At 64.7% G+C, this 22028-nt stretch carries 13 protein-coding genes; 10 read left to right on the top strand and 3 right to left on the bottom strand.

The window, feature by feature from the left end; translation table 11 throughout:
• Window positions 1-155: 155 nt before the first annotated feature.
• Window positions 156-2357, bottom strand: a complete 2202-nt coding sequence (locus tag U4Y91_RS15695; RefSeq protein WP_321805786.1) for a glycoside hydrolase family 3 C-terminal domain-containing protein — start codon at window positions 2355-2357, stop codon at window positions 156-158.
• 1160 nt (window positions 2358-3517) lie between these two features.
• On the opposite strand from U4Y91_RS15695, the gene U4Y91_RS15690 reads away from it, so the two are divergent.
• Complete coding sequence (locus U4Y91_RS15690) at window positions 3518-5908, top strand: hypothetical protein (RefSeq protein ID WP_321805785.1); 2391 nt, start codon at window positions 3518-3520, stop codon at window positions 5906-5908.
• Window positions 5909-6141: 233 nt separating this feature from the next.
• Here U4Y91_RS15690 and U4Y91_RS15685 read toward each other — a convergent pair whose 3' ends face one another.
• Window positions 6142-7401, bottom strand: coding sequence for an oligosaccharide flippase family protein (locus U4Y91_RS15685; protein WP_321805784.1), 1260 nt, complete (start codon window positions 7399-7401; stop codon window positions 6142-6144).
• A 580-nt stretch (window positions 7402-7981) separates the two neighbouring features.
• Here U4Y91_RS15685 and U4Y91_RS15680 point away from each other — a divergent pair.
• Window positions 7982-9838: a serine aminopeptidase domain-containing protein gene (locus tag U4Y91_RS15680; RefSeq protein ID WP_321805783.1), complete on the top strand. Its 1857-nt coding sequence runs from the start codon at window positions 7982-7984 to the stop codon at window positions 9836-9838.
• 161 nt (window positions 9839-9999) lie between these two features.
• Here U4Y91_RS15680 and U4Y91_RS15675 read toward each other — a convergent pair whose 3' ends face one another.
• Window positions 10000-10560, bottom strand: coding sequence for a hypothetical protein (locus U4Y91_RS15675; RefSeq protein WP_321805782.1), 561 nt, complete (start codon window positions 10558-10560; stop codon window positions 10000-10002).
• On the opposite strand from U4Y91_RS15675, the gene U4Y91_RS15670 reads away from it, so the two are divergent.
• The 8 genes from U4Y91_RS15670 (at window position 10547) to U4Y91_RS15635 (ending at window position 21979) form a co-directional block, all read left to right on the top strand.
• Window positions 10547-11773 (top strand): polysaccharide biosynthesis/export family protein, encoded by a 1227-nt coding sequence (locus tag U4Y91_RS15670; protein ID WP_321805781.1) that lies wholly within the window; start codon window positions 10547-10549, stop codon window positions 11771-11773. The genes U4Y91_RS15675 and U4Y91_RS15670 overlap by 14 nt on opposite strands.
• A 58-nt stretch (window positions 11774-11831) precedes the next feature.
• Window positions 11832-14105: a polysaccharide biosynthesis tyrosine autokinase gene (locus U4Y91_RS15665; protein WP_321805780.1), complete on the top strand. Its 2274-nt coding sequence runs from the start codon at window positions 11832-11834 to the stop codon at window positions 14103-14105.
• Complete coding sequence (locus U4Y91_RS15660) at window positions 14102-15436, top strand: oligosaccharide repeat unit polymerase (RefSeq protein ID WP_321805779.1); 1335 nt, start codon at window positions 14102-14104, stop codon at window positions 15434-15436. The genes U4Y91_RS15665 and U4Y91_RS15660 overlap by 4 nt, the downstream gene beginning before the upstream one ends.
• 374 nt (window positions 15437-15810) lie before the next feature.
• Complete coding sequence (locus tag U4Y91_RS15655; RefSeq protein WP_059666713.1) at window positions 15811-16056, top strand: acyl carrier protein; 246 nt, start codon at window positions 15811-15813, stop codon at window positions 16054-16056.
• 55 nt (window positions 16057-16111) lie between these two features.
• Window positions 16112-18055, top strand: coding sequence for an HAD-IIIC family phosphatase (locus U4Y91_RS15650; RefSeq protein ID WP_321805778.1), 1944 nt, complete (start codon window positions 16112-16114; stop codon window positions 18053-18055).
• Window positions 18056-18292: 237 nt separating this feature from the next.
• Window positions 18293-19213: an SGNH/GDSL hydrolase family protein gene (locus tag U4Y91_RS15645; RefSeq protein WP_321805777.1), complete on the top strand. Its 921-nt coding sequence runs from the start codon at window positions 18293-18295 to the stop codon at window positions 19211-19213.
• A gap of 52 nt (window positions 19214-19265) precedes the next feature.
• Window positions 19266-20696, top strand: coding sequence for an MBOAT family O-acyltransferase (locus tag U4Y91_RS15640; RefSeq protein ID WP_321805776.1), 1431 nt, complete (start codon window positions 19266-19268; stop codon window positions 20694-20696).
• Window positions 20697-20809: 113 nt separating this feature from the next.
• Window positions 20810-21979: an acyltransferase gene (locus U4Y91_RS15635; RefSeq protein WP_321805775.1), complete on the top strand. Its 1170-nt coding sequence runs from the start codon at window positions 20810-20812 to the stop codon at window positions 21977-21979.
• The last annotated feature ends 49 nt before the right edge of the window (window positions 21980-22028 follow it).

The following is a 22028-nucleotide window of genomic DNA, read 5'->3' as shown; positions in this document are numbered from 1 at the left end:
ACGCATTGCCGACGCCTGGTCGGCAATGCGAACGAAACGCGGCGATTGCACATTGTTTGCCGGCCGGTGGTGCCTCATTCATCGCACGAATCGACGTGTTGTCCGCGGGTGCCGGGCGGCATTCCACCCGACACCGGCATCGTCAGGCCGGCTGCCTAGCTACCCTGCAGCCGGATATCGCGCGACGACGCGCCGACATACACCGTCCCGCCCGGCACGACCTTCCAGCCATTGCGCGACGTATCCCACACGCTCTGCATCCGCGGCGACACGGTCACGCGGACATGCCGTGCCTCGCCCGGGTTCAGCCGGATCTTTTCCCAGCCGACCAGCCGCTTCGGCGGCTCGTCCTTGTACGGCACGCCGAGATAGACCTGCGGCGTTTCCGCGCCGGCGACACGTCCGTCGTTGCGCACGGTAAACGCGACGCTCAGCGAGCCGTCCCGTTGCCGCGACACCGACAACCCGGAATACGCGAAGTGCGTATACGACAGCCCGTGGCCGAATTCGAACATCGGCTTGATGTTGCGCGCGTCGTACCAGCGGTAGCCCATGTTCAGCTTCTCCGCGTAGACGGGATCGTTGTCGAATGCGCCGCCTTGCCCCCACGTCGGCGTGTCCTGGTCGCGCGCCGGGAACGTGACGGGCAGCTTGCCGGACGGGTTGACCGCGCCGAACAGCACGTTCGCGATGGCCTTGCCGCCGCCTTCGCCCGGATACCACGCCTCGACGATCGCCGACACGTTGTCCTTCCACGGCATCAGCACCGGATTACCGCTCTGGACGACGACGATCGTGTGCGGGTTCGCCCGCGCGACCGCTTCGACGAGCGCGTCCTGGTTCGACGGATTCGCGAGGCTCAGGCTTTGCAGATCGCCGAAATCCTCGCCGGCCGGCTGCGCGACCACGACGATCGCGACGTCCGAGCGGCCCGCGAGCGCCGCGGCCTGGTCGATTTCCTGCTGCGTATACGCGCGGAACGGCGACTGCTGGTCGCTGTTGCCCGCGAACGTGACCTGTGCTGCCGGCGCGAGCGCGCGGATCGCAGCGACGATCGGCACGTCGACCTTGAGCCATGGATTGTGCCACCAGCTGCAGCCGGTCGACGCTCCGAACGTCAGGCCGCCGCAGCCCGCGAACGAACCGGTGACCGGATCGCGCGTGTTGCCCGAGCCGCCGCCCGACAGCACGGCCGCATCGGCGTGGCCGCCGATCACCGCGATGCGCGACAAGGCCGCTGCCGCCAACGGCAACTGGTTGCCGTCATTCTTCAGCAGTACGATCGACTGCTCGGCGACGCTCTGCGCGAACCGGTTCGCGGCCGCGAAATCGATCGTGCCGCCGCCCTTGGCCGGATCGTCCATCACGCCGACGCGGATCATCACGGCCAGCTTGCGGCGCACCATGTCGTCGAGGCGCGCGGTCGATACCGATCCGTTCGCGATCGCCTGCTTGACGGTCGCCGGTGTCAGGTAGACCGACGGGCCGACGTCTTCTTCCTCGTCGAGCCCGGCGTTGATCGCGGCGGCCGTGCTGTGCGTCGCGCCCCAGTCGGATTGCACCTGGCCCTGGAAGCCCCATTCGTTCTTCAGCACGTCGTTCAGCAGATGCGTGTTCTCGCACGCGTACGCGCCGTTCAGGCGGTTGTAGCTGCACATCACGCTGCCGGGCTGCCCGCGCTTCGCGGCGATCTCGAACGGCAGCAGGTAGAGCTCGCGCAGCGTGCGTTCGTCGATCTGCGTGTTGCCGCCCATCCGGCCATGCTCCTGTTCGTTGCCGGCATAGTGCTTGATGGTCGCGATGACCTTCTGCCGCTGCGTGGCGAGCGTGCGCTCGGCGAGCAGGTCGCCTGCGAGCAGCGGATCCTCGCCGAGATACTCGAACAGCCGTCCGCCGCGCGGCTCTCGCGCGAGGTTGGTGCCGCCACCGAGACCCATGCCGAACCCTTGCGCACGCAACTGGATCGCGACCTGCTTGCCGTAGTCGTACGACAGGCGGCGATCCCAGCTCGCGGCGACGGCGATCGTGGCGGGGAAGGTCGTGCTTGCGAGCGACGTGCTGCCGGAGCCGGTCGCGGAGTCGACCATGTTGAGATCGGGAATGCCGAGCCGCGGCACGCCCTGGATGTAGCCGGCACCGCCGTTCGGCACCTTGGACATTTCGTATTGCGAATGGATGAACTGCAGTTTCTCGTCGAGCGTCATCTTGTGCACGAGGACGTCGGCGCGCCGCTGCGCGGCGGACGACGCGAACGCGTCGGCGGCGTCGCCCTGCGAATTGAAATCGGCGTTGCCTGCGTAGGCGGTGGTGCAGAGGGTCGCTGCCAGCACGACGGCCAGCCAGTGTTTGTCCCGCATGTTGCTCTCCATGATCGTATTGCCGGTTGTTGTTCGGATGATGTCTGGAGCTGCGCACGTCCGGTGGATTCGCACCGGACGCATTCGGCTGGCGATGCAGGGTGGTTGCGCGTCGGCATGCCAGGCCAGGCGGGGAATCGTTACGGCCGGTTGGGCCCGATCGAACAACGCGGACGGCGACGCGGACCGTCCGACACTGCCGAATCGGATGTAGCGATTCTCTGCAGTGGCCAATCGTACGAATGTAGTTTGACTACAGCATCGGTGTTTCTACTGATACGTACGATCTTTTTTCGACGCGGCTGCGCGGTGCGGGGAAAAGGAGGTAAGCGTTCCTGATTGTGCATGTGCAGCAGAGTAAGAAGTACCCGCGGTCGGTCGTTTCGAGGGGAGCCGGATCGGTGCCGGCAACGGGGGCGGCATGTGGGGGATTCGTTGCGTGCGCATCGAATTGGCAAGTCGTTCGGCCGGATCGCTCCCGCCGATTCGCGTGCGAATCGCTCCGTGCTTCGGTTACCGAACGCACAGTTCATCGGGAAAATCGTTCTTATTCTGCAATGAATGGGTGCGTGCGAACGTGCGTGATTTCTCTTCGTGAAAACAAGAAAAAGGATATCTGGGCTGGCAGGGTTGATGCGCGGCGGCGTCTTGCCTGGCAGCCGCGTGCGTTCCTGCAGGTGCACGCCGGGGATTCGGAAGACGTAGCGTCCGACCGTCCAGCATTTTTTTACTTTTGCATCTCGATTGAATTGCGATGATATGGAGTGCTTGAATGACAGCACAATTTCCGGCTACGTACATCGTTGGCACGGCAACGGGTCTGACCGCGCGACCGCTTCTGCAGGAGGTGATCGACGCGCGGTACCGTGTCGTCACTCAATGTCTCGCGAAGCGGTCAAGCGGCCTATGCCACCGGCTTCACGAATGGAAGGTTCGATCTCAAGCCGGGCGATGCGATGACGGTCACCTATAGCACCGCCCCGACGGTCACGATGATTCCTCGGTTGGGCCAATAGCGCTCATCCGGCGTTCAACTCGCCGGATGGCAAGTCATGCAGCGAAGTCACCGGAGACGAGTGAGCCGATGACCGTTGCACGACGCCGTGCATCCGGCGCATTTCACTCTTTTGCGTGCTTGTCGGCGCGCGTCGAGGATCGATATGGCATTTCAACTTCGGGACCGCGTGAAGGAAACGACCACCTCCACGGGTACGGGGGTTCTGTCTCTAGCTGGTGCAATGACGGGATTCCGGACTTTTTCATCCGTATGTGCAAATGCCGACACGTTCTATTACGGGTTGCAGGCCGTGAGCAGCACGGGGGAGCCGAGCGGAAACTGGGAAATCGGAATCGGCACATACACGGCCAGCGGAAACACGCTGTCGCGCACCACTGTTCTGGCTTCAAGCAACGGCGGCGCGGCAGTCAGTCTTGCGGCGGGCACCACGCAGGTCTGGATGGACCTTCCGGCGGCGCTTCCCGCCAATTTACCGGTTAGCGCAAAGTATTTCGGCGCGAAGGGGAACGCGCGAATCGTCAACGACGGCGTAACGACAGGGGGCTCCACCGCCTTTTCGTCGGCATCGGCGGCGTTCACCGCGGCGGACGTGGGCAAACGCATCGACATCGCGACCACCAATGCGAATGGCGTCGCGACGTTGGTTGTGTCCACGACGATCACGGCAATCGTCAGCGCGACACAGGTCACGCTCGCGAAGGTGGCGGCGGCGAGCGCAACCGGCGCCAATGTCGTGTACGGCAGCGACGACGGCCCAGCCCTGACGGCCTGGCTGAATTACCTGATGACGATCTGGCCGGTCAAGGGTGATCTGCCCGCGGGCGTCTACTATTCAAGCCTCGCGCTTCCCCCGGTCACGAAGCCGATAGCGATCTTCGGACACTCGAGCCGCACGTCGATCATTCAGTTCGGCGCAGGCGTCGGCGGACAGTGCTTCACAGTGTTGAACGCGGGTTTCAACAGTGAAACGACGGACCTGCCGCAGACGGGCAACGTGTCATGGACGTCCAACACGGCGGTGACCGCTGGCTGCGTGCTGCGAGACTTCACCCTTCAGGGGAATCGCGCGTGTGCGTCGTTGCAGCACGGATTGGTGCTGCAAGGCAATGTGGACTGGCTCGACGTCGCTCACGTGAATTGCCTGTATTTCCGTGGCGGTGGCGTGTTGTGGACGGACACCGGGAGCGGGTCGACCCAGGCACGCGCGAACGTCCGAGAAGTCAACCTGAGCACGATGAAGATTCGACATTGCGGCGACATGGCGACGAATACGCCCAGCTTCGGCATTTATCTTGACGACAGTCCGGCCGCCGCCGCGTCCGATTCGTCAAACCTGTTCAACCTCGACAATATCGACATCATCTTCAGCAACGGCACGGCGCTTGCGGTACAGGATCGCCGCACGTCGAACACGGGTTATCCGCTGTACGGAATCCGGGCGCGCAACATCCTGCTGCACGACCGGATGACCACGATGGGCCTCGGTACCGGGCGTATGTTCAGTGTTGTCGGACAAGTGACCAATTGCGTCTTCGACATCAACTTCCCGTTGAGTGCGCGCAACGACTACGCGGCCGAGATCCTGCCGAATCCGAACTTCAATGCGTATCCTACCGACAATGAATTTATCTTTGCGTTTCCGCAGACCGTAAAGGGCGTAATTGTCGGCAACGTCGGATACAACGCAATCAAGCTTCGGAACTACTTCGGCAGCGGCGAGGCGGTGTGCATTTCGACCGAGAGCCCATACAATCTGAGAATCGACTGCGAGACCGACAGCGTGTTCCAGCCGATTCCTTCTGCGATGACGCTGACGGGCGCCGGCGCCGTGGCGATCCCGGGCTGGCGTTTCAATACGATGCCGAACTTGCCGATTTTCATGCCGGTCCTGGCGGCCAACGGCACCGGCGATACGACGCTGGCAACCATCTTCGGCATCACCGGAACGATTACGCGTGCGGGCAGCGTGACGGCGGGAACGGACACGTATACGTTCACGCCGTCCATGTCCAACACGTCGTTCATTCCCGCCGGAGAATATTTTTCAAAGATTTGCGTCAACGCATCGCAAGGCAACGGCGTCGCAGGCCGCTACAAGTACGTTCCCGAAGACCGATACGGCCGAGCGACCAATAGCGCGTGGGCAAGCGGGCGCCTGCTGCAAATGTGGCCGTGGCAATTTCATATCGAGAACGCGACCGGGCTGGTTCGGTACAGCTACGGCGCACCGGCCGCCGACAATGCGGGCAATGCGATGGCGCTGTGGGCCGGTGGGTTTGTCGGCACGAGCCCGACGCCGAGCGTGACTGGCCTGAGCAAGCTGACGGCGAACTATGCCGCACCGACGACGCTAACTAACCTGACCGGCGGAATTGACGGTCAATCCGTCAAGATCGTGGCCACCAACGGCAATTGCACGATCGCGAACAACGCCAATATACAGACGACAACCGGGGCAAATGTCGTCATGACGACCGGGCAGGTGCTGACCTTCACGTTTGATGTCACGATGAATAAATGGTGTGGCGGTTGATTGCCGTCTGCCTGTCAACGCATTCGCGCGGACCATGTGCGGAGAGGGTGGAAATCGTTATGCCGGACCGCATATGTTCGAGCTTGGCGGCTACTGCCGGATCCGTTGTCATGTCGGGTCCGGCGCTTCGCGATTGAAACCCTGAGCCTGGCCATGAACAGCGCGGACGTTAAGATCGCATCGTGCTGTTCATGCGGTTCCGGGAAAACCAGGCAGCACGGACGGTGCGCCTGCTAACCGCGCCGAGCGACGGGACTGCCCGGCAGCGGAATCCCGGCGCGATAGACGACGGTCGCGAGCGCCGCTGCGACCGCAGCCTCGGCCGTCAGTACGGCGGCGGCGGCGCCTAGTTCGGCGAAGTACTTCGCGAGCACCGGCACGAGCACGATGTTCAGAATGCCCGATGACATCAGGACACGCGTGAATTCGGACTTCATTCCGAGCGGCAGCATCGTCTGCACACCGAACAGGTCGGTCATCCCGGCCATGAATGGAATGAAGGCCATCCAGCGCAGCACCTGGACCGTCGGTTCGTACGAAGGGCCGTACAGGATGCGCACGGCGAGCGGCGCGCCGAAGAAGATCGCGAGCGAGATGCCGAGCACCATCGCGACCTGCACGACGAACAGCTTGCGCAGGAACGAGAACGCGTCGTTTCTCGCATGCCGCATCAGATAGCTGATGCGAGGATAGGTGGCGGCCTTCAGCGGCTGGAGCATGCTGAGCGCCGCGCGGATCAGCTTGTCGCCGGCGGCGAAGTAGCCGGCCGCGACGTTGCCCGACACGAAGCCGAGCAGCACGGTGTTGGTCGACGCATAGAATGCGATCGACGTCGATGCGAGGAACACCTGCCAGCCGCCTTTCAGCGATTCGGCGACGTCGGCGAAACCTACGCGAACGAAGTCGATTTCGCGCTGGGCATACAGATAGACGGCCAGTACGAGCGCGGACAGCGTCGGGACGGCCGCGTTGACGATCATCGCGCGGTCGATGTCCGCCGGGCTGTGCACGAGCGCGAACATCGCCGGCAGGCTCAGGATGCGGCCGACGAACAGGATCACGCTCAGTGCGCGCAACTTCTCCATGCCCTGGAAATACCAGCCCGGCGTGAACGCCACGCCGGCCACCATCCCGAAGCCGATCAGCAGCAGGTCGCGGTCTTCGCCGAAGCGGCCGACCAGCACGATCAGCCCGACCAGCACGATGAAACAGATCACCGCGATGCCGATCTGCGCATACAGCGTCGCCCAGAAGATGCGGGAGCGTTCGGCGCGGTCGTCGCGCGCGAGCGCGATGCGCGGCGTGGCGGTCAGGTCGAAGCTGTAGCTCGTGCAGTTGGTGAGGTACGCGATGACCGCGAGCGAGAACGCGAGCTGCCCGTAGCCTTCCGGGCCCAGCGCGTGCGTGAGCAACGGTGCGATCAGCAGCGGCACCGCATACATCGAAATCTGCAGCGTCAGCAGCAGCAGGAAATTCTTCTTGAGGTTTGACATTCGCTTGGTCGGCGCCGTGGGTGTCGCAGGGCGGTGGGGTGCGGGCCGCCGTGCGCTCGCGCGGCCGGTCGGCGCTGACCCGGCTGCGTGGGTTCGCGGCCCGTTCCGGCAGGCGCCGGTTTCGTCCGGCGATGCCGGACACGGCCACATCGCATGGCGGTCATGATACGGGGCGAGCGAGACGACTGTGTTCGCGAGCCTACCTTTCGTGGATTCGGCGCACGCGCGCGGCGCGAATCGCGACAGCGGGCGCCTCGTTGTATCGCCACGGTAATGAATGCATTTGTAAGCTGGCGCACCGAAGGGCGCTCGGGCCGAGTGCTCTAATCGAACGACTGTTTGGGTTCGCGGCGGACATGGCTTGACGGCGACTCGGGCCGGCAACCTGCCGCCGCCAAGCAGCGGGGGCAGGACAACGCATCGCGAAGGGCAGACGGGTTGCGCAGGGGCGCGGCGGAGGTCCGTTGCCTGAAGGCCGTGCGTCGTAGGGCAGTCACATGACCGTGGAGTGGCCGATTCCGGTGGAGCCGCCGGACGCGTGTCCGCATCCGATAACAAATACCGATCCGAGGAGTACCGATTGAAGCCGATAACGTTCGGCAGCTGCGTGGGGTGGCTGCACGAAGGACAAACGACACAAGGCGTGATCCTGTGCGAATCGCTGGGTCACGAGGCATCGTGGACGCACAAGCTCATGCGGGCGATCGCGGAGCGGCTGGCCCGCGAGGGTGTCACGGTATTGCGATTCAACTATCCGTGCACCGGCGACTCGGCGGGCGACGATCGCGACGCCGGTCGGTATGTCGCGAGCATCGCCAGCATTCACGACGCGATCGACCTGTTGCGCGATCAGGTTGGCGTAACCGCGCTGACGCTCGTCGGGATCCGCGCGGGCGCGTTGTTCGCGATGCTGGCCGCCGCGGGCGTGGGCCCGCGCCCGGCGCCGCGCGTCGACGCACTGGTGGCGCTGGCGCCGGTCGTGCGCGGTCGCGCCTACCTGCGCGAGCTGTCGTTCGTGCATCGGCAGTGGCTCGATATCACGTCGCCCGCGATCCGCGCCGCGCATCGTGACGAACCGTGCATGAACGTGCTCGGGCACCGCTTTCCCGACGACTTCGTCGATGCGTTGAAGGCGGTCGATCTGTGCGACGTCGTGCGCGATGCGCCGACGTTGCCTGGCGCGATGTTGTTGATCCAGCCTGATCAGGGGGACGGGCCGGCATTGCGCGAAGCGCTGCTCGAGCGCGGCGTGGACGTGGCGAGCGATGCATTCCGCGAATGGCCGACGACGATGCTGGACGGCACGCGCTCGCGCTTGCCGCTCGCGGCGATCGACACGCTCGCGAACTGGATCGCCGGACGCGCGCCGCGTATGTCGGCTGGCGCCGAAACCTCGATGCAAGCGGATTCGGCGTGGAATGGCGAGTCGGCCGTCGCGCTGGACCTGCACGACATGACCGAGCAGGTCGTCGCGGTCGGTCCGAACCGGCTCGTTGGCGTGCTGTGCCGTCCCGCCGACACGCGGCCGGCGAATCCGGTCGGCCCGGCGCTCGTGATCGCGAACACGTCGACGAACCCGCGCAGCGGCGAAGGGCGCTTCAGCGTGCGCCTCGCGCGCGCGCTGGCACGCGCCGGGGTGACGACGCTGCGGATCGACGTGCATGGCGTCGGCGATAGCGGGCCCGCTGCGCTGGACGACCAGTCGGGCGTCGTGTATTCGGCGCAGTCGAGCGACGACGTGGCCGCTGCCGCGGACTGGCTGCGCGCGCTTGGTCACCCGGAGGTGGCCGCGGCGGGCATTTGTTCCGGCGCCTATGCGGCGTTGCATGCGGCCGTGAAGACGCCGTCGCTCGGCGGCGTGATCGCGATCAATCTCGCCCGCTTCGTGTGGCCGGCCGGACTCTCGCTCGAGGCAGTGCAGAAGCAGCGGAACAACTCGGTGCGCGGTTACTGGCTGTCGGTGCGCGACTGGCAGAAATGGAAGCGCCTCGTGCGGGAGCGGCGCGACCTGCGGCCGATCGTGCGGGCGGTGGCCGCGAATGCGATCGCGCGGGTCAGCGTGCCGGCGAAGGCGCTCGCTGCGCGCGCCGGCTGGAAGCCGGGCATCGGCACGCCACGCGGCGTGATGCACGAGCTTGCGCAGCGCAACGTATGGACGACGCTGGTGTACGGCGCGCTCGATCCCGGCATCGACGATGTCCGGCGTCACTTCGGTGCAATCGAGCGCGCGTTCCGGTGCTCGCGTCACGTGCGTCTGTACCTCGAGCCGCAGGTCGACCATGCGGTGTACGGCGCGGTGGGCACGGACATCGTGATCGACCGGTGCATGCAGGCGCTCGGTCGCGACTCGGTCCGGCCGGTCGCGCGCGTCGCCGATCCGGCCGCACCCGAAGCGGCCGCGCGATCGTACGCGAGCGTGTCCGTCGGCCGGTCGTGATGCGAGCCGCGTCGCACGCGGCGGCGCATCGGGGTGCGATCGCCTCTACGCATGAAGATCGGCGTTCGGTGGGGTCCCTCACAGACGTGCCGTTCGCCGTGGTGTCCAATTCCGTATCGGTGCATTGCCGGTCATGCCGAGGCATGACCGGCCGGGATGCTTCAGTCCGGATCGTCCGGTTGCTCATAGGGCGACTTCGCGTAGGGCGACGCGTACAACCTGTCGCCGCGCCATACGTCGTCGGCGGGTGCACTGGCCGCTTGCGGGCGATGCGGCCGCCCCGGCACGAGCGGCCTGCGCAGCGTGCCGCGGGCGCGCGTTTCGGGCTGGACGGCGGCACTGGCGACGGGACGCGCGGAAGCGGACCTCGCGACTCCGGAGGCGGCTGCAGCGGGTTCGACGGCGTCGCTTGTCGCGACGGCTTGCGCCGATCGCTGCAACGGTACCGGCGGGAGCGCCGCCGCCGATGCGAACGTCGGCGCGTCGGCCGGGACGGCGGGCAACGTCTGCGCATCGACGGTGCAGACGATGCCGGCCGAGGCGATGCAGACGAGTAACGAAAGCGACGAAGTGCAGTTCATGACGAATCGTACGGTTTGACGTGCGGTGTAGAGGGAGGCGCGGCACCGCGATGCGAGCCGCGCCGGCAAGCGTAATGCCGGAGTTCGCCGCGTTCGGCGGGTTACCACACAGTTTTGGAAGGGCACGATGTCAATCACCACGCAACCCGAATCGACGCTCGGAGCGCCGCAGCCACGCATGGCCGGCACCCGTCGCGCACCGTGGCTGTCGCGCATGGCGATCGTGGCGGCCGCGTGCGCACTGAGCGCATGTGCGTTGTCGCCGGGCATGACGTACCGGGCGCCTGCCGACCGTGACGCGAATGCGCGCGTGAGCGCCGATGCATCGGGCGCGGGCGGCCTCGACGGCGTGCAGAACGTGTCGAGCGAGGATCTGATCGAAATCACGCCGGCGTTCGTCGCGCAGCAGCATGCGGGCCGGCCGGCCAATGTCGATGCGGAAATCCGCCAGCTGTTCGGCAAGCCGAAGCCGTACGTGATCGGCCCGGGCGACGTGCTCGGCATCGTCGTATGGGACCACCCCGAACTGAACCTGCCGACGACGCAGACGACGGGGGGCGGCGACGGTGTCGGTGCCAGTTCGGTCGCGACCGGCTACACGGTCGACGCAAACGGCAACGTGCAGTTCGCGTATGCCGGCCTCGTGCACGTGGCGGGGCTGACCGAGGCGCAGGCGCGCGCGCTGCTGACGAAGCGTCTCGGCGAATACGTGCGCAAGCCGCAGATCGCACTGCGCGTGCAGACCTATCGCAGCAAGCGTGTCTATCTCGATGGCGAGGTGCGCACGCCGGGTCTGCAGATCGTCAACGACATGCCGATGACGCTGCCCGAGGCGATCGACCGCGCGGGCGGCTTCACCCCGACGGCCGATCGCTCGCAGGTCTCGGTGACGCGCGGCGACAAGACCGTGAACGTGAGCCTGCCGGCGCTGATCGCCGCGGGCGTGAACCCGTCGAACATCCTGCTGCGCGACGGCGATCTCGTGCGCGTGCGCGCGGCGAGCGACGCGAAGGTGTTCGTGCTCGGCGAGGTGTCGCGGCCCGCGACGCTGACGCTGACCGACGGCCGGATGAGCCTCGGCGAAGCACTCGGCGACACGGGCGGCGCGAGCCAGTACACGTCGGACGCGCGCCAGGTGTTCGTCGTGCGTCGTGGCCCGGACAACCGCCCGCGGGTGTACCACCTCGACGGCAGTTCGCCCGCGTCGTTCGCGCTGGCCGACCAGTTTCCGCTCGAGCGTCGCGACGTCGTGTTCGTCGATGCGTCGTCGCTGGTGCGCTGGAGCCGCGTCGTCAACCTGCTGATTCCGTCGTCCGCGCAGGGTGCGCTGACGGCCAAGGCGATTTCGCCGTGACCCTCATGACCCATTTCGTCATCGCGACCGCGCGTCGCGCCTACGGGACTGATGCCGTATGACTTCCTCGACCCTGCTCGACCCGCACAGCGGGCCCGCCCTGCGGCCGTCCTATCCGGTGCGCCGCTACTGGGGCATGCTGTACGGCGGCCGGCGCCTGATCCTTGGCACGGCGCTCGCGGGCGCGCTCGTTGGCGCCGTGTATGCGCTGTGTGCGGCCCCCGTCTACCGGACCGACATCCTGTTCCAGGTCGAGCAAAGCCCGACCGACTCGAAATCGACGTCGCCGACCGGTGATCCGTCGTCGGTATTCGACCTGAAGACGGATGCGTCGACCGAGATCGAAGTGCTGAAATCCCGCGCGGTGCTCGATCGCGCGATCGACAGTACCAATCTGGCCGTCGACGCCCGGCCGCATTACCTGCCGCTGATCGGCTGGCGATTCGTGAACGCGGCCGACGGGCTGTCGTCGCCGTTGCCGGGCGGCTATGTATACGGCACCGAGCACATCGACGTGCCGACCTTCGACGTGCCGAAGCGCCTGCTCGGCAAGCGGTTCGCGCTGACCGTCGGCGACGATGGCGCCTACACGCTGCAGCGTACGGGCTGGTTCGGCCGCAAGGGGCCGGCATGGCAGGGCCGAATCGGGCAGCCGCTGCATGTCGAGACGCCGCAGGGGCCGCTCGACATATTCGTGCGCGGCGTGGCCGGCAAGCCCGGCGCACGCTTCGACCTGACGCGCTACAGCGACGAGGAGGCGACGGCCTGGCTGCAGAAGAACGCGCTGATCTCGGAGCGCGGCAAGCAGTCGAACATGGTCGGCGTGACGCTCGACGGCACCGATCCCGTGCACGACAGCCGTGTGCTGAACGCGATCGGCGACGCATACCTGGCGCAGAACACGCAGCGCAAGTCCGAGGCGGCCGACAAGCTGATCCGCTTCATGGACGCCCAGTTGCCGCAGCTCAAGGCGCAGCTCGAAAAGGCGGAAAGCCGCTTCAACGCGTTCCGGGCCTCGCACGGGACGGTCAATACGAGCGACGAAGCGCTGGCGTTGCGCCAGCAGTCGGTCGACATCGAGACGCGCGTGCAGACGCTGCAGCAGCGGCGCGAGGAATTGCTGACGCGCTTCATGCCGAAGCATCCGGCCGTGGTGGCCGTCGATGCTCAGCTCTCCGATGCGCAGCGTTCGCTCGACACGACACGCAAGCAGATCCAGCAGTTGCCGACCGTCGAACAGGGCGTGCTGCAGTTGCAGCGCGACGTGGCCGTCGACACGGCGCTGTACACGAACCTGCTCAACACGCGCCAGCAGATGATCCTCGCGCGGGCCAGCAAGACCGGCACCGTGCGGATCGTCGATACGGCGAAGGTCGCCGAGCAGCCGATCGGCCCGCATCGCGGGGTCGCCGTGATCGCCCTGCTGATGGTGGGCCTGCTGGCAGGCGCGGCGATCGTGATCGTCCGGCAGCGCATCGTCGGCACGATCGGCGATGCCGAGGAAATCGAATGGACGACGGGGCTGCCCGTGTTCGCGACCGTGCCGCACAGCCCGGGCGCGGCGCAAGCGGAGTTGCGCCCGAAGGCTGGACGGCGCGGCGCGCGCGAGCCGGTGCCGCCCGCCGCCGTGCAGGACGCGGCGCTCGAAAGTCTGCGCAATTTCCGTGCGGCACTGCAACTGTCGATGCCGGACGCGTCGAATCCCGTCGTGTTGATTTCCGGGCCGACGACGGGTGTCGGCAAGTCGTTCGTCGCCGCGAATATCGCGTCGCTCGTCGGCGCGGCGAAACGGCGAGTCCTGCTGATCGATGCCGACCTGCGCAAGGGGTCGCTGCACGAACGGTTCCGCTACAGTCGCGCACCGGGCCTGTCGGACGTGGTGGCTGGCACCCACCGGCTCGACGAGGCGATCAAGCGCGGCATCGCGCCGGGCCTCGATTTCATCGCGATGGGCAGCGTCGTGCCCGATCCGGGCGAGTTGCTGCTGCAGCCCGCGCTCGCCGAACTGATCGAGCAGGTCGCATCGCGCTACGACATGGTCGTGATCGACGGCCCGCCGTTGCTGCCGGTGGCCGATGCGCTGGTGCTCGGCCGCCTCGCGGGAACCGTGTTCCTCGTCGCGCGCAGCGGCGTGACGACACTGGCGGAACTCGACGAAAGCGCACGACGGCTCGAACACGCGCATATCGACGTGCGCGGCGTGGTCCTGAACGATTACAAGGGCGCGCCCGGACGGTACGACTACGGCTATGCGGATACGAACACGCATCAGGCCGCGGCGGTCGCCAAGGGAATGGCGGTATCGCGACAACAGATGGAACGGGCTTCATGAGACGGCGTGGTGCGGGCGACGGCAGGCTCCGTCCGCGACAGAGCGGGGCGACGGCGCGCAGGGCGGCGCGTGTCCGTCGTGAGGCAGGTGCTTACACAGGTTACTGGTGGGAAGATCCCGCCCGTCTCGTGCTGATCTTCATCCTGCCGTTGTACGGGATGTTGTCGCTGAGTCTGCTGGTCAATCAGAAATCGATCGCGCGGCTCTACTTCGACGGCTATTACGCATTGGTCGGCGCGTTGTTCCTGCTGGTGGTCGTGGCGACGGCGTGGCTCGCGACGACCGAGGTGCAGTCGCGCCGGGGGCCGCCGGCCGCGCCCGCCGAGTTGCTCCCCAGCGTACTCGATTTCGTGTTCGTGCTCGCGCTGTTCGGCAATCTCATGCTGCTGGGCGGGATTCTCGCGCGTCCGGCGTTGTTGCTGGCGTTCCTGCACGGCGAAGCGAATGCGTATGTCATGCTCGAGCAGAAAGGGCACTTCACGGGCCTGAGCTCGTTCACGCAGGCAGCCGCGCCGTACGTCGCGTTGTATTTCTACGTGTTCAAGACGCCGGTCAAGGGGCTGAACCGCTACAAGGTTTACCTGGGCGTGCTCGCGGTGCTGACGCTGCTGCGCAGCTTCATCTTTGCCGAGCGGCTCGCGTTGATCGAGGTGGCGCTGCCATGCGCGCTCATGATCGTGCGGTTCCGGCTCGGCGGCCGGTTCTCGCGACTGCTGACGCTCGGGCCGTACGCCGCGATTCCGTTGCTGTTCGGGCTCTTCATCGCGAACGAGTACAACCGGTCGTGGGAGGCCTATTACGTCACCATCTACGACAACGTGTTCGATTTCGCGATCGAACGTCTCGGCCTGTACTACTCGACGGCGCTGAACAACGGTGCGGGGATACTGAGCGTGCTCGGGTGGGACCGAGGCCATCCGATGTTCACCTTCGACTGGCTGCTGCATTTTCCGATCATCGGAGCGCCGTTGCAGCCGTGGCTCGACTCGACCGACAGCATCACCGTGTTCCTGAACAGCTACGCCGACCCGGAATTCAACAATCCTTCCGGGATCTTCGTTCATTTTTACGAATGGGGCTGGTTCGGGCTGCTCGATGCGGTTGTCCTCGGCTGGGTGTTCGGACGGAGCTATGCAGGCTGGCGGAGCGGAGCCGGGTTCTGGTGTTGCGCGCATGCCGTGCTCTACGTTTCGATCATGGAGATTCTTCGAATTCCGAATTTGTTCAGCGGACGGAATTTCGTGCCGATAGTCTTGCTGATCACCGTGTTCCGCTATTTCGTCAAGCGACCGGAATCGGTCGCGCCGGCCACCCATCCTGCCGCACCGTGAGGCGCACGCGGGCGCGCTGACGTGTCGAACGACGGCCTGGTTCGCAGCGTATCGCAGCACGAATGCCACCGATGACCAGTCGACGTTCGGCCTCGCGTCGCGGTGCCTGTCGTGCGCGAAACGGCGGGGCGGCCATGCACCCGCTCGACATTGCGCTCGCGAGTCGAAACCTGCGTTCGCGCCCTGTCGTCTCCCGGAAAAGTAGCTTTTCGCACGTTAACGATTCGATCGCCGGGCTAGCATTTGCACGGTGGTCGAGGTTGTCGTGCCGTCGCGGACCGCCGACCGATGCAATGCGATGACCTGCACGCGAACAACTTCGACCGAGCACATCGCATCGTTCATTTTTCCCTACGTCAAAGGATGCCTTCGCCGTGAGCCAATCTGCCGTCTATGCCAAGTTGACCGATGTGTTGCGGGACGTATTCGACGACGACGAGCTGGTGGCAACGCCTCAACTGACCGCCGCTGACGTCGACGGATGGGACAGCCTGTCGCATATCCGCCTGGTTCTGAGCGTCGAGCGCGCGTTCGGAATCAAGCTTGCCGCAGCCGATATTTCCGGCCTGAAGAACGTCGGTGAATTTGCAGATCTGATCAGCAAGCGCCACGCCGCGTGACGCGCGTCGGCCCGCATTTCCCGTCCAGAACCAGCTTCGCCGAGAGCGCCCTCCGATGAAAGATGATTTGTACACTGCGCTGGCCTGGTTGCCGCGCCCGCCTGACGATTTCTCCGCGCGATGCCGCACGCTCGTCGAATCGATCGACGATCATCCGGGTGTCGGATTGGGCAGCCGCTTACGCCAACTGGCCAACTGCGCGCTCGGCGAAAATCAGTTGATCAAGCTGGGGCGCGCGATCGTTGCCTTGCAGGGCGCGGGGCGCACGCTCGCGCCGCTCACGCCGTTCCGGCTCGGGCTGGTCGGCAACGGCACGCTCGATCATCTCGTGTTGCCGCTCGTCGCCAGCGCCGCGCGTCATGGCGTCGCGCTGGAGATCGTGTCGGGGCACTACGGGCAGGTCATGCAGGAAGCCCTTGCGCCGGATTCGACGATCAATCGCGCGCAAGTCGATGCCGTGCTGGTGGCCCTGGATTACCGCGGGCTGCCGCTCAACGCACAACCGGGCGACGAGGAAGCGGCGCAGCACAGCGTGATTGCGGCACTGGATCAGATCGATGCACTGCGCGCCGGCTTCAGGCAGCACGGCAATGCGCCGTCGATCGTTCAGACGCTCGCGCCGCCGTCCGACACGCTGTTCGGCAACCGGGATGCGCTGATTGCCGGCACGCCGCTCAATCTGGTCGAACGTTTCAATCGAGCGCTCGCGCAGCGTGTGACGGAATCGAACGACATCCTGTTCGACGTTGCGCATGTCGCGGGGACGGTCGGACTGGCGAACTGGCATTCGCCCGCGCAATGGAATCTGGCCAAGTATCCGTTTTCCGGCGACTACGTGCCGCTCTATGCGGATCACGTGGGCCGGCTGCTCGGGGCCGCGCGCGGCAAGAGCCGGCGTGTGCTGGTACTCGATCTCGACAACACCCTTTGGGGCGGGGTGATCGGCGACGACTTGCTCGAAGGCATCAAGGTGGCGCAGGGCGATGCGGTCGGTGAGGCCCATCTCGCAGTGCAGCAGCTCGCGCTTTCGCTGAGGGCGCGCGGCATCGTGCTCGCGGTGTCGTCGAAGAACAACGACGATACGGCGCGTCTGCCGTTTCAAAAGCACCCTGAGATGCTGTTGCGCGAGCAACACTTTGCGGTGTTCCAGGCCAACTGGAACGACAAGGCTACCAATATTCGCGCGATTGCCGACGAACTGTCGCTCGGTATCGATTCGATGGTGTTCCTCGACGACAATCCGGTCGAGCGGAATCTGGTCCGTACGACGTTGCCCGAAGTCGCCGTTCCCGAGTTGCCCGATGATCCTTCGCTGTACGCGCGGACCCTTGCCGCCGCGGGCTATTTCGAGTCCCTCGCATTCTTGCCGGAAGATCAGAAGCGCGCCGACATGTACCAGGACAATGCGCGCCGCGTGGCGCTGCGCAGTCAGGCCGGCGACATGGATGCGTACCTGCGTTCGCTCGACATGAAGATCGATTTCGCACCGTTCGACGATACCGGACGGGCACGCATTGTTCAGTTGATCAACAAGTCGAACCAGTTCAATTTGACGACGCGCCGCTATACGGACGCGGAGATCCATGCGCTCGAAGGTGACGGGCGGGTTTTCACGTTGCAGGTTCGCCTGACGGATACGTTCGGCGACAACGGCATGATCTCGGTCCTGATTTGCCGGCCCGACGAACATGCGCCGAGTACCTGGCAGATCGATTCGTGGTTGATGAGCTGCCGCGTGCTCGGGCGCCAGGTCGAACAGATGGTGTTGCGCGAAGTGCTGCAGCATGCGCGCCAGCGCGATGTCACGCGCGTGATCGGGCGTTATATCCCGACCGACCGCAATGCGCTGGTCAAGGATCATTACGCGAAGCTCGGTTTCGAAGCCGTGAGCGAAGAGCCTGACGGCACGACGGTCTGGGAAATGGCCAGCGACCGCGAGATCGCGCCGGGTCATTTCGCCGTGACGCGGGCGGGTTTCGATACGATTGCTGCCGCCTGAACCATGAAAAACACCGTATCACTCACGTCGTTGCGCGAGACGGATGACGTCGCGGCTTCTCGCAAGCTGCCGCGCCGTGACTATGTATTGCTGCCGTTGATCGTCGTGGCGACGGTGGTCTGCCTTTTCGTTGCCGCCGAATTCGCGACGAGGGCGATCTGGAGCGCGGGAACGCGCGGGGGCGCATGTCATGTAGCCGATGCCAGGGAGGGCATGCGCAACGTCCCGAATTGCACGATGACGGTCAAGACCCCGGAAACGCCGTGGATCACTTACCACTACAACGCTTGCGGTTTCCGCTCGACCGAGGGTTGCGGGCCGAAGCCGGCCGGTACGCGACGCGTTGCGTTGCTCGGCACGTCGTTTGCCGAAGGCACGAGCCTCCCGTATGACCAATCGTTCGCGGCGCTGGCGGAACATGACCTGAGCAGGATGTGTGGCGCACCGGTGGAGGTCCAGAATCTCGGTGTCTACGAACTGCCGTTCCGCAAGGTGCTGAACCGGATCGGGCCGGCGCTCGCCTTGCAGCCGGATGCAGCGGTACTCACGGTTGCGCCGTTCGATCTGGAAAAGATCAATCTGCCGGACGTCGCGGATGCGCCCGCGGCCACCGTTGCGCCGGAACCGCGCAGCGACCTGATGGCGCGTGCCAAGGGCTGGCTGAGCGGCAGCCGTGCCGTCGCCGTCGCACAGCACTACATGTTCGAAAATCCGGACATTCAGGTTCCGATGTATCTGAAATACGGCGACAAGGCCGATTTCCTTCGGCCGCCATTTTCGACCGCCTGGCGCGAGCGGCTCGAGACGTTCGACAAAGTGGCCGCAACGGTCGCGGACAGGTTTCGCGCGACGGGCGTGCCGGTGGCGCTGATGCTGATTCCGCAACGGACGCAGGCGGGGCTCCTGGCCGCGAAATCGCTGCCGACGGGCATCGATCCGTTGGCGCTCGATCACGCGATGGCCGAAATCGCCGCGAAGCACGGCATGCGCTACATCGACCTGGCCTCGAGCCTGAAGCAGTCGGCGAACCCGGCCGATTACTACTATCCGGTCGACAACCATCTGAACGCCGCCGGCGCGCGCGTTGTCGCGCAAAGCATGGTGACGGCGCTTACCGCCGGCGGGTCGCCCGCGTTGTCGGCATGCGGGTCACATTGAACATGGCGGCGCATGCCGCCGCCATCGCTTCGAACCGTTTCCAGGTCGCCCGATGAATATTCCATCCTTTCAGTTCTTCGCCTTTGCAGCCGTCGCCGCGCTGATCTTCAACCTGTCTCGCTCGCTGACCTGGCAAAACGCGATATTTCTCGTCGTCAATCTGCTGTTCCTGGCGACGTTTTCCCGCGATCCGGTCGCGTGGATTCCGTTCGCCGCATTCCTGCTCGTCGGCTATCTGAGCGTCCGGGGCATGCAAACGAAGCAGTGGCTGGCAGCTTTCGCGCCGATCCTCGCGATCGTGATCGCGCTGTTCTTCTGGCTCAAACGCTATACGTTCGTGCCGTCCGCGTTGCTGCTGTCGCACCCTTACGCGACGATCGGCGTGTCCTACATCTTTTTCCGGATGCTCCACCTCATCATCGACGCTCGCAGTCCGGGCCTGTCGGTTCGCGTGACGCCGGTGGTGTATCTGAATTACGTGCTCAACTTCACGTCGATCGTGTCGGGGCCGATTCAACGCTTTCAGGATTACAGCGTGACGCAGACGAACGAGCGGCCGGGGCCGGATGCAATCGACTACGGCGTCGCGCTCGAGCGTATCATCGTGGGATTCTTCAAGGTGGCGATCGTGTCGGTGGCACTGTCGCACGTCCATCATCAGGCGCTTGCACAACTGTCGCCGATGCAACCACTCGGCGAGCGCATGCTGACCGGGCTGACGATCGCCGCGATCTATCCGGTCTATCTGTATTTCAACTTCTCCGGCTACACGGACACGGTCGTCGGTGTCGCGCGCTTCTTTGGGATCTCACTGCCGGAGAATTTCGACCGGCCGTTCTCGTCGACCAACTTCATCGGATTCTGGAGCCGCTGGCACATCACGCTCTCCGGCTGGCTCAAGACCTACGTATACAACCCGCTGCTGATGACACTCATGCGTCGCTTTCCGTCGCGCTCACTGGAGCCGTATCTGGGTGTCGTCGCGTTCTTCGTGACGTTCTTCCTGGTCGGCGCCTGGCACGGACAGACGTCGATGTTTCTGTTCTTCGGTGTCCTGCAGGGCGGGGGCGTCAGCGTCAACAAGCTGTATCAGATCCGCATGACCAAATGGCTTGGCAAGAAACGGTACGTCGCGCTGTGCAACACGCCGCTCTACGCCCATTGCGCGCGCGGGCTGACGTTCACGTTTTTCGCATTCAGCCTGTTGTGGTTCTGGTCGACCTGGAGCGAAATCCAGGCCATCGCGACGACGCTCGGCCCGGTGCTCGTCGCGTTCGTATGGCTGCTGGTATTCGTGGGGGCGACGGTGACGCTTGCCGTGCTCAACGCGATATATGAGCGTATGACGCAAGGCGGCATGGCCGGACTGTTCCTGTCGCGTTACGCCCGTACCTCGTGGTGCACGGTATTGGCGGTCGTGACCGTGCTGGTCCTGGTCATTTCCGATTCGCCCGCGCCGGACATCGTCTACAAGACTTTCTGATCCGCGGCGGCGGTACGGCAATCGTAGGGCGCCGGGTCGCACGGAAACGTGCAAGTGTGCGCCGACGCGTGCCGAACCTGCAAGATCGATATTTCCCGGAGCCACTCACTTTCATGGCCAGTCACAAGCAGAAGTTCGAAATCCTGGACGGCTTGCGAGGCATCGCTGCGATAAGCGTGATGTTCATGCATTTCCTGCAGGAACTATCGAGCACGATCCTGCAGGGTGCCTATCTTTCCGTCGACATGTTTTTCATGCTGAGCGGATTCATTCTTGCGTACTCCTACGGTGAAAGGTTGCGCCAGGATACATGGCGTGGCGAGTATCTGAAGCGCAGGGTAATACGCCTGTACCCGATGATTTTCATCGGGTTCGTGATCGGCTTCGCGAGCCTGATCGTCATGCAGGTCAATTCGTCCGCCCAGTTCTCATTGGGCAACCTGGCGGCCGCCACCGGCCAGAATTTTTTTCTCGTTCCATACCTCGGTCGCTTTTCGGTGTCGGGTTTCGTCGGCGCGGCGAATCACAGCTTGCCGTCCGTCAATGATCCTGGCGTATTCCCGCTGAATCCACCAGCCTGGTCGCTGTTCTTCGAGTTGTTCGCGAGCGTCATCCTGATCGCGGCAATCAAGATGACCGCGCGGAATCTGTCGAGATGGGCCTACGCCTGTCTCGTCGCATTCCTCGTATACGGATTCCTCGCCAGTCTCGATAACGCCAAGCTGGCGATCATGATGAACCAGGGCTGGGCGGCGGATAACTTCATCGGCGGCTTCTTCAGGGTGGGCTACGGGTTCTTGTTGGGCATCGCGATTGGAAAGATGTACGACTCGGATCTTCCGGCGAAGCCGCATTGGTTCATCGCCGGGCTCGTGAAGAACGACTACATGCTGTTTGTCGTTTTCCTGCTGGTCGTCGCGTTTCCGTCGTCGATCAAGGGGATGTATTCAGTGGCTATCCTGCTGTTCGTCGCACCTGCGCTGGTTTACCGGGGGGCCATGCTCGCGCCCAGCGGCAAGACGATTGCAAGGCTCAGCGCGTTCCTCGGCTGGATCTCGTATCCGCTTTATTGCGTGCACTATCCGATCGGAAGGCTGGTGTTCGCGTATGCGCCACAGGCCGACATCCACGTTGTCCGAACCGCGATGATCGCCGCGTTTCTTTCGATCGTGTCCGCCGCCATCCTGGCGAAATTTGTTGAAGAACCGATCAGGTCGTATCTGGGCAAGCGCATGTTCGGAAATCATCGGGCCGCGACCGGCAACCCGGTCAACGTCGGGTAACCGGAGCAGTTCGCGGAGCACACCGGCGTCGTTGCGGCGCCGGAATGCG

The organism is Burkholderia sp. BCC1993, from assembly GCF_905339865.1.
In the GTDB taxonomy this organism is placed as follows: domain Bacteria; phylum Pseudomonadota; class Gammaproteobacteria; order Burkholderiales; family Burkholderiaceae; genus Burkholderia.
Note: the sequence above shows the minus strand (reverse complement) of the source record. Positions and strands in the feature narration are given on the sequence as shown.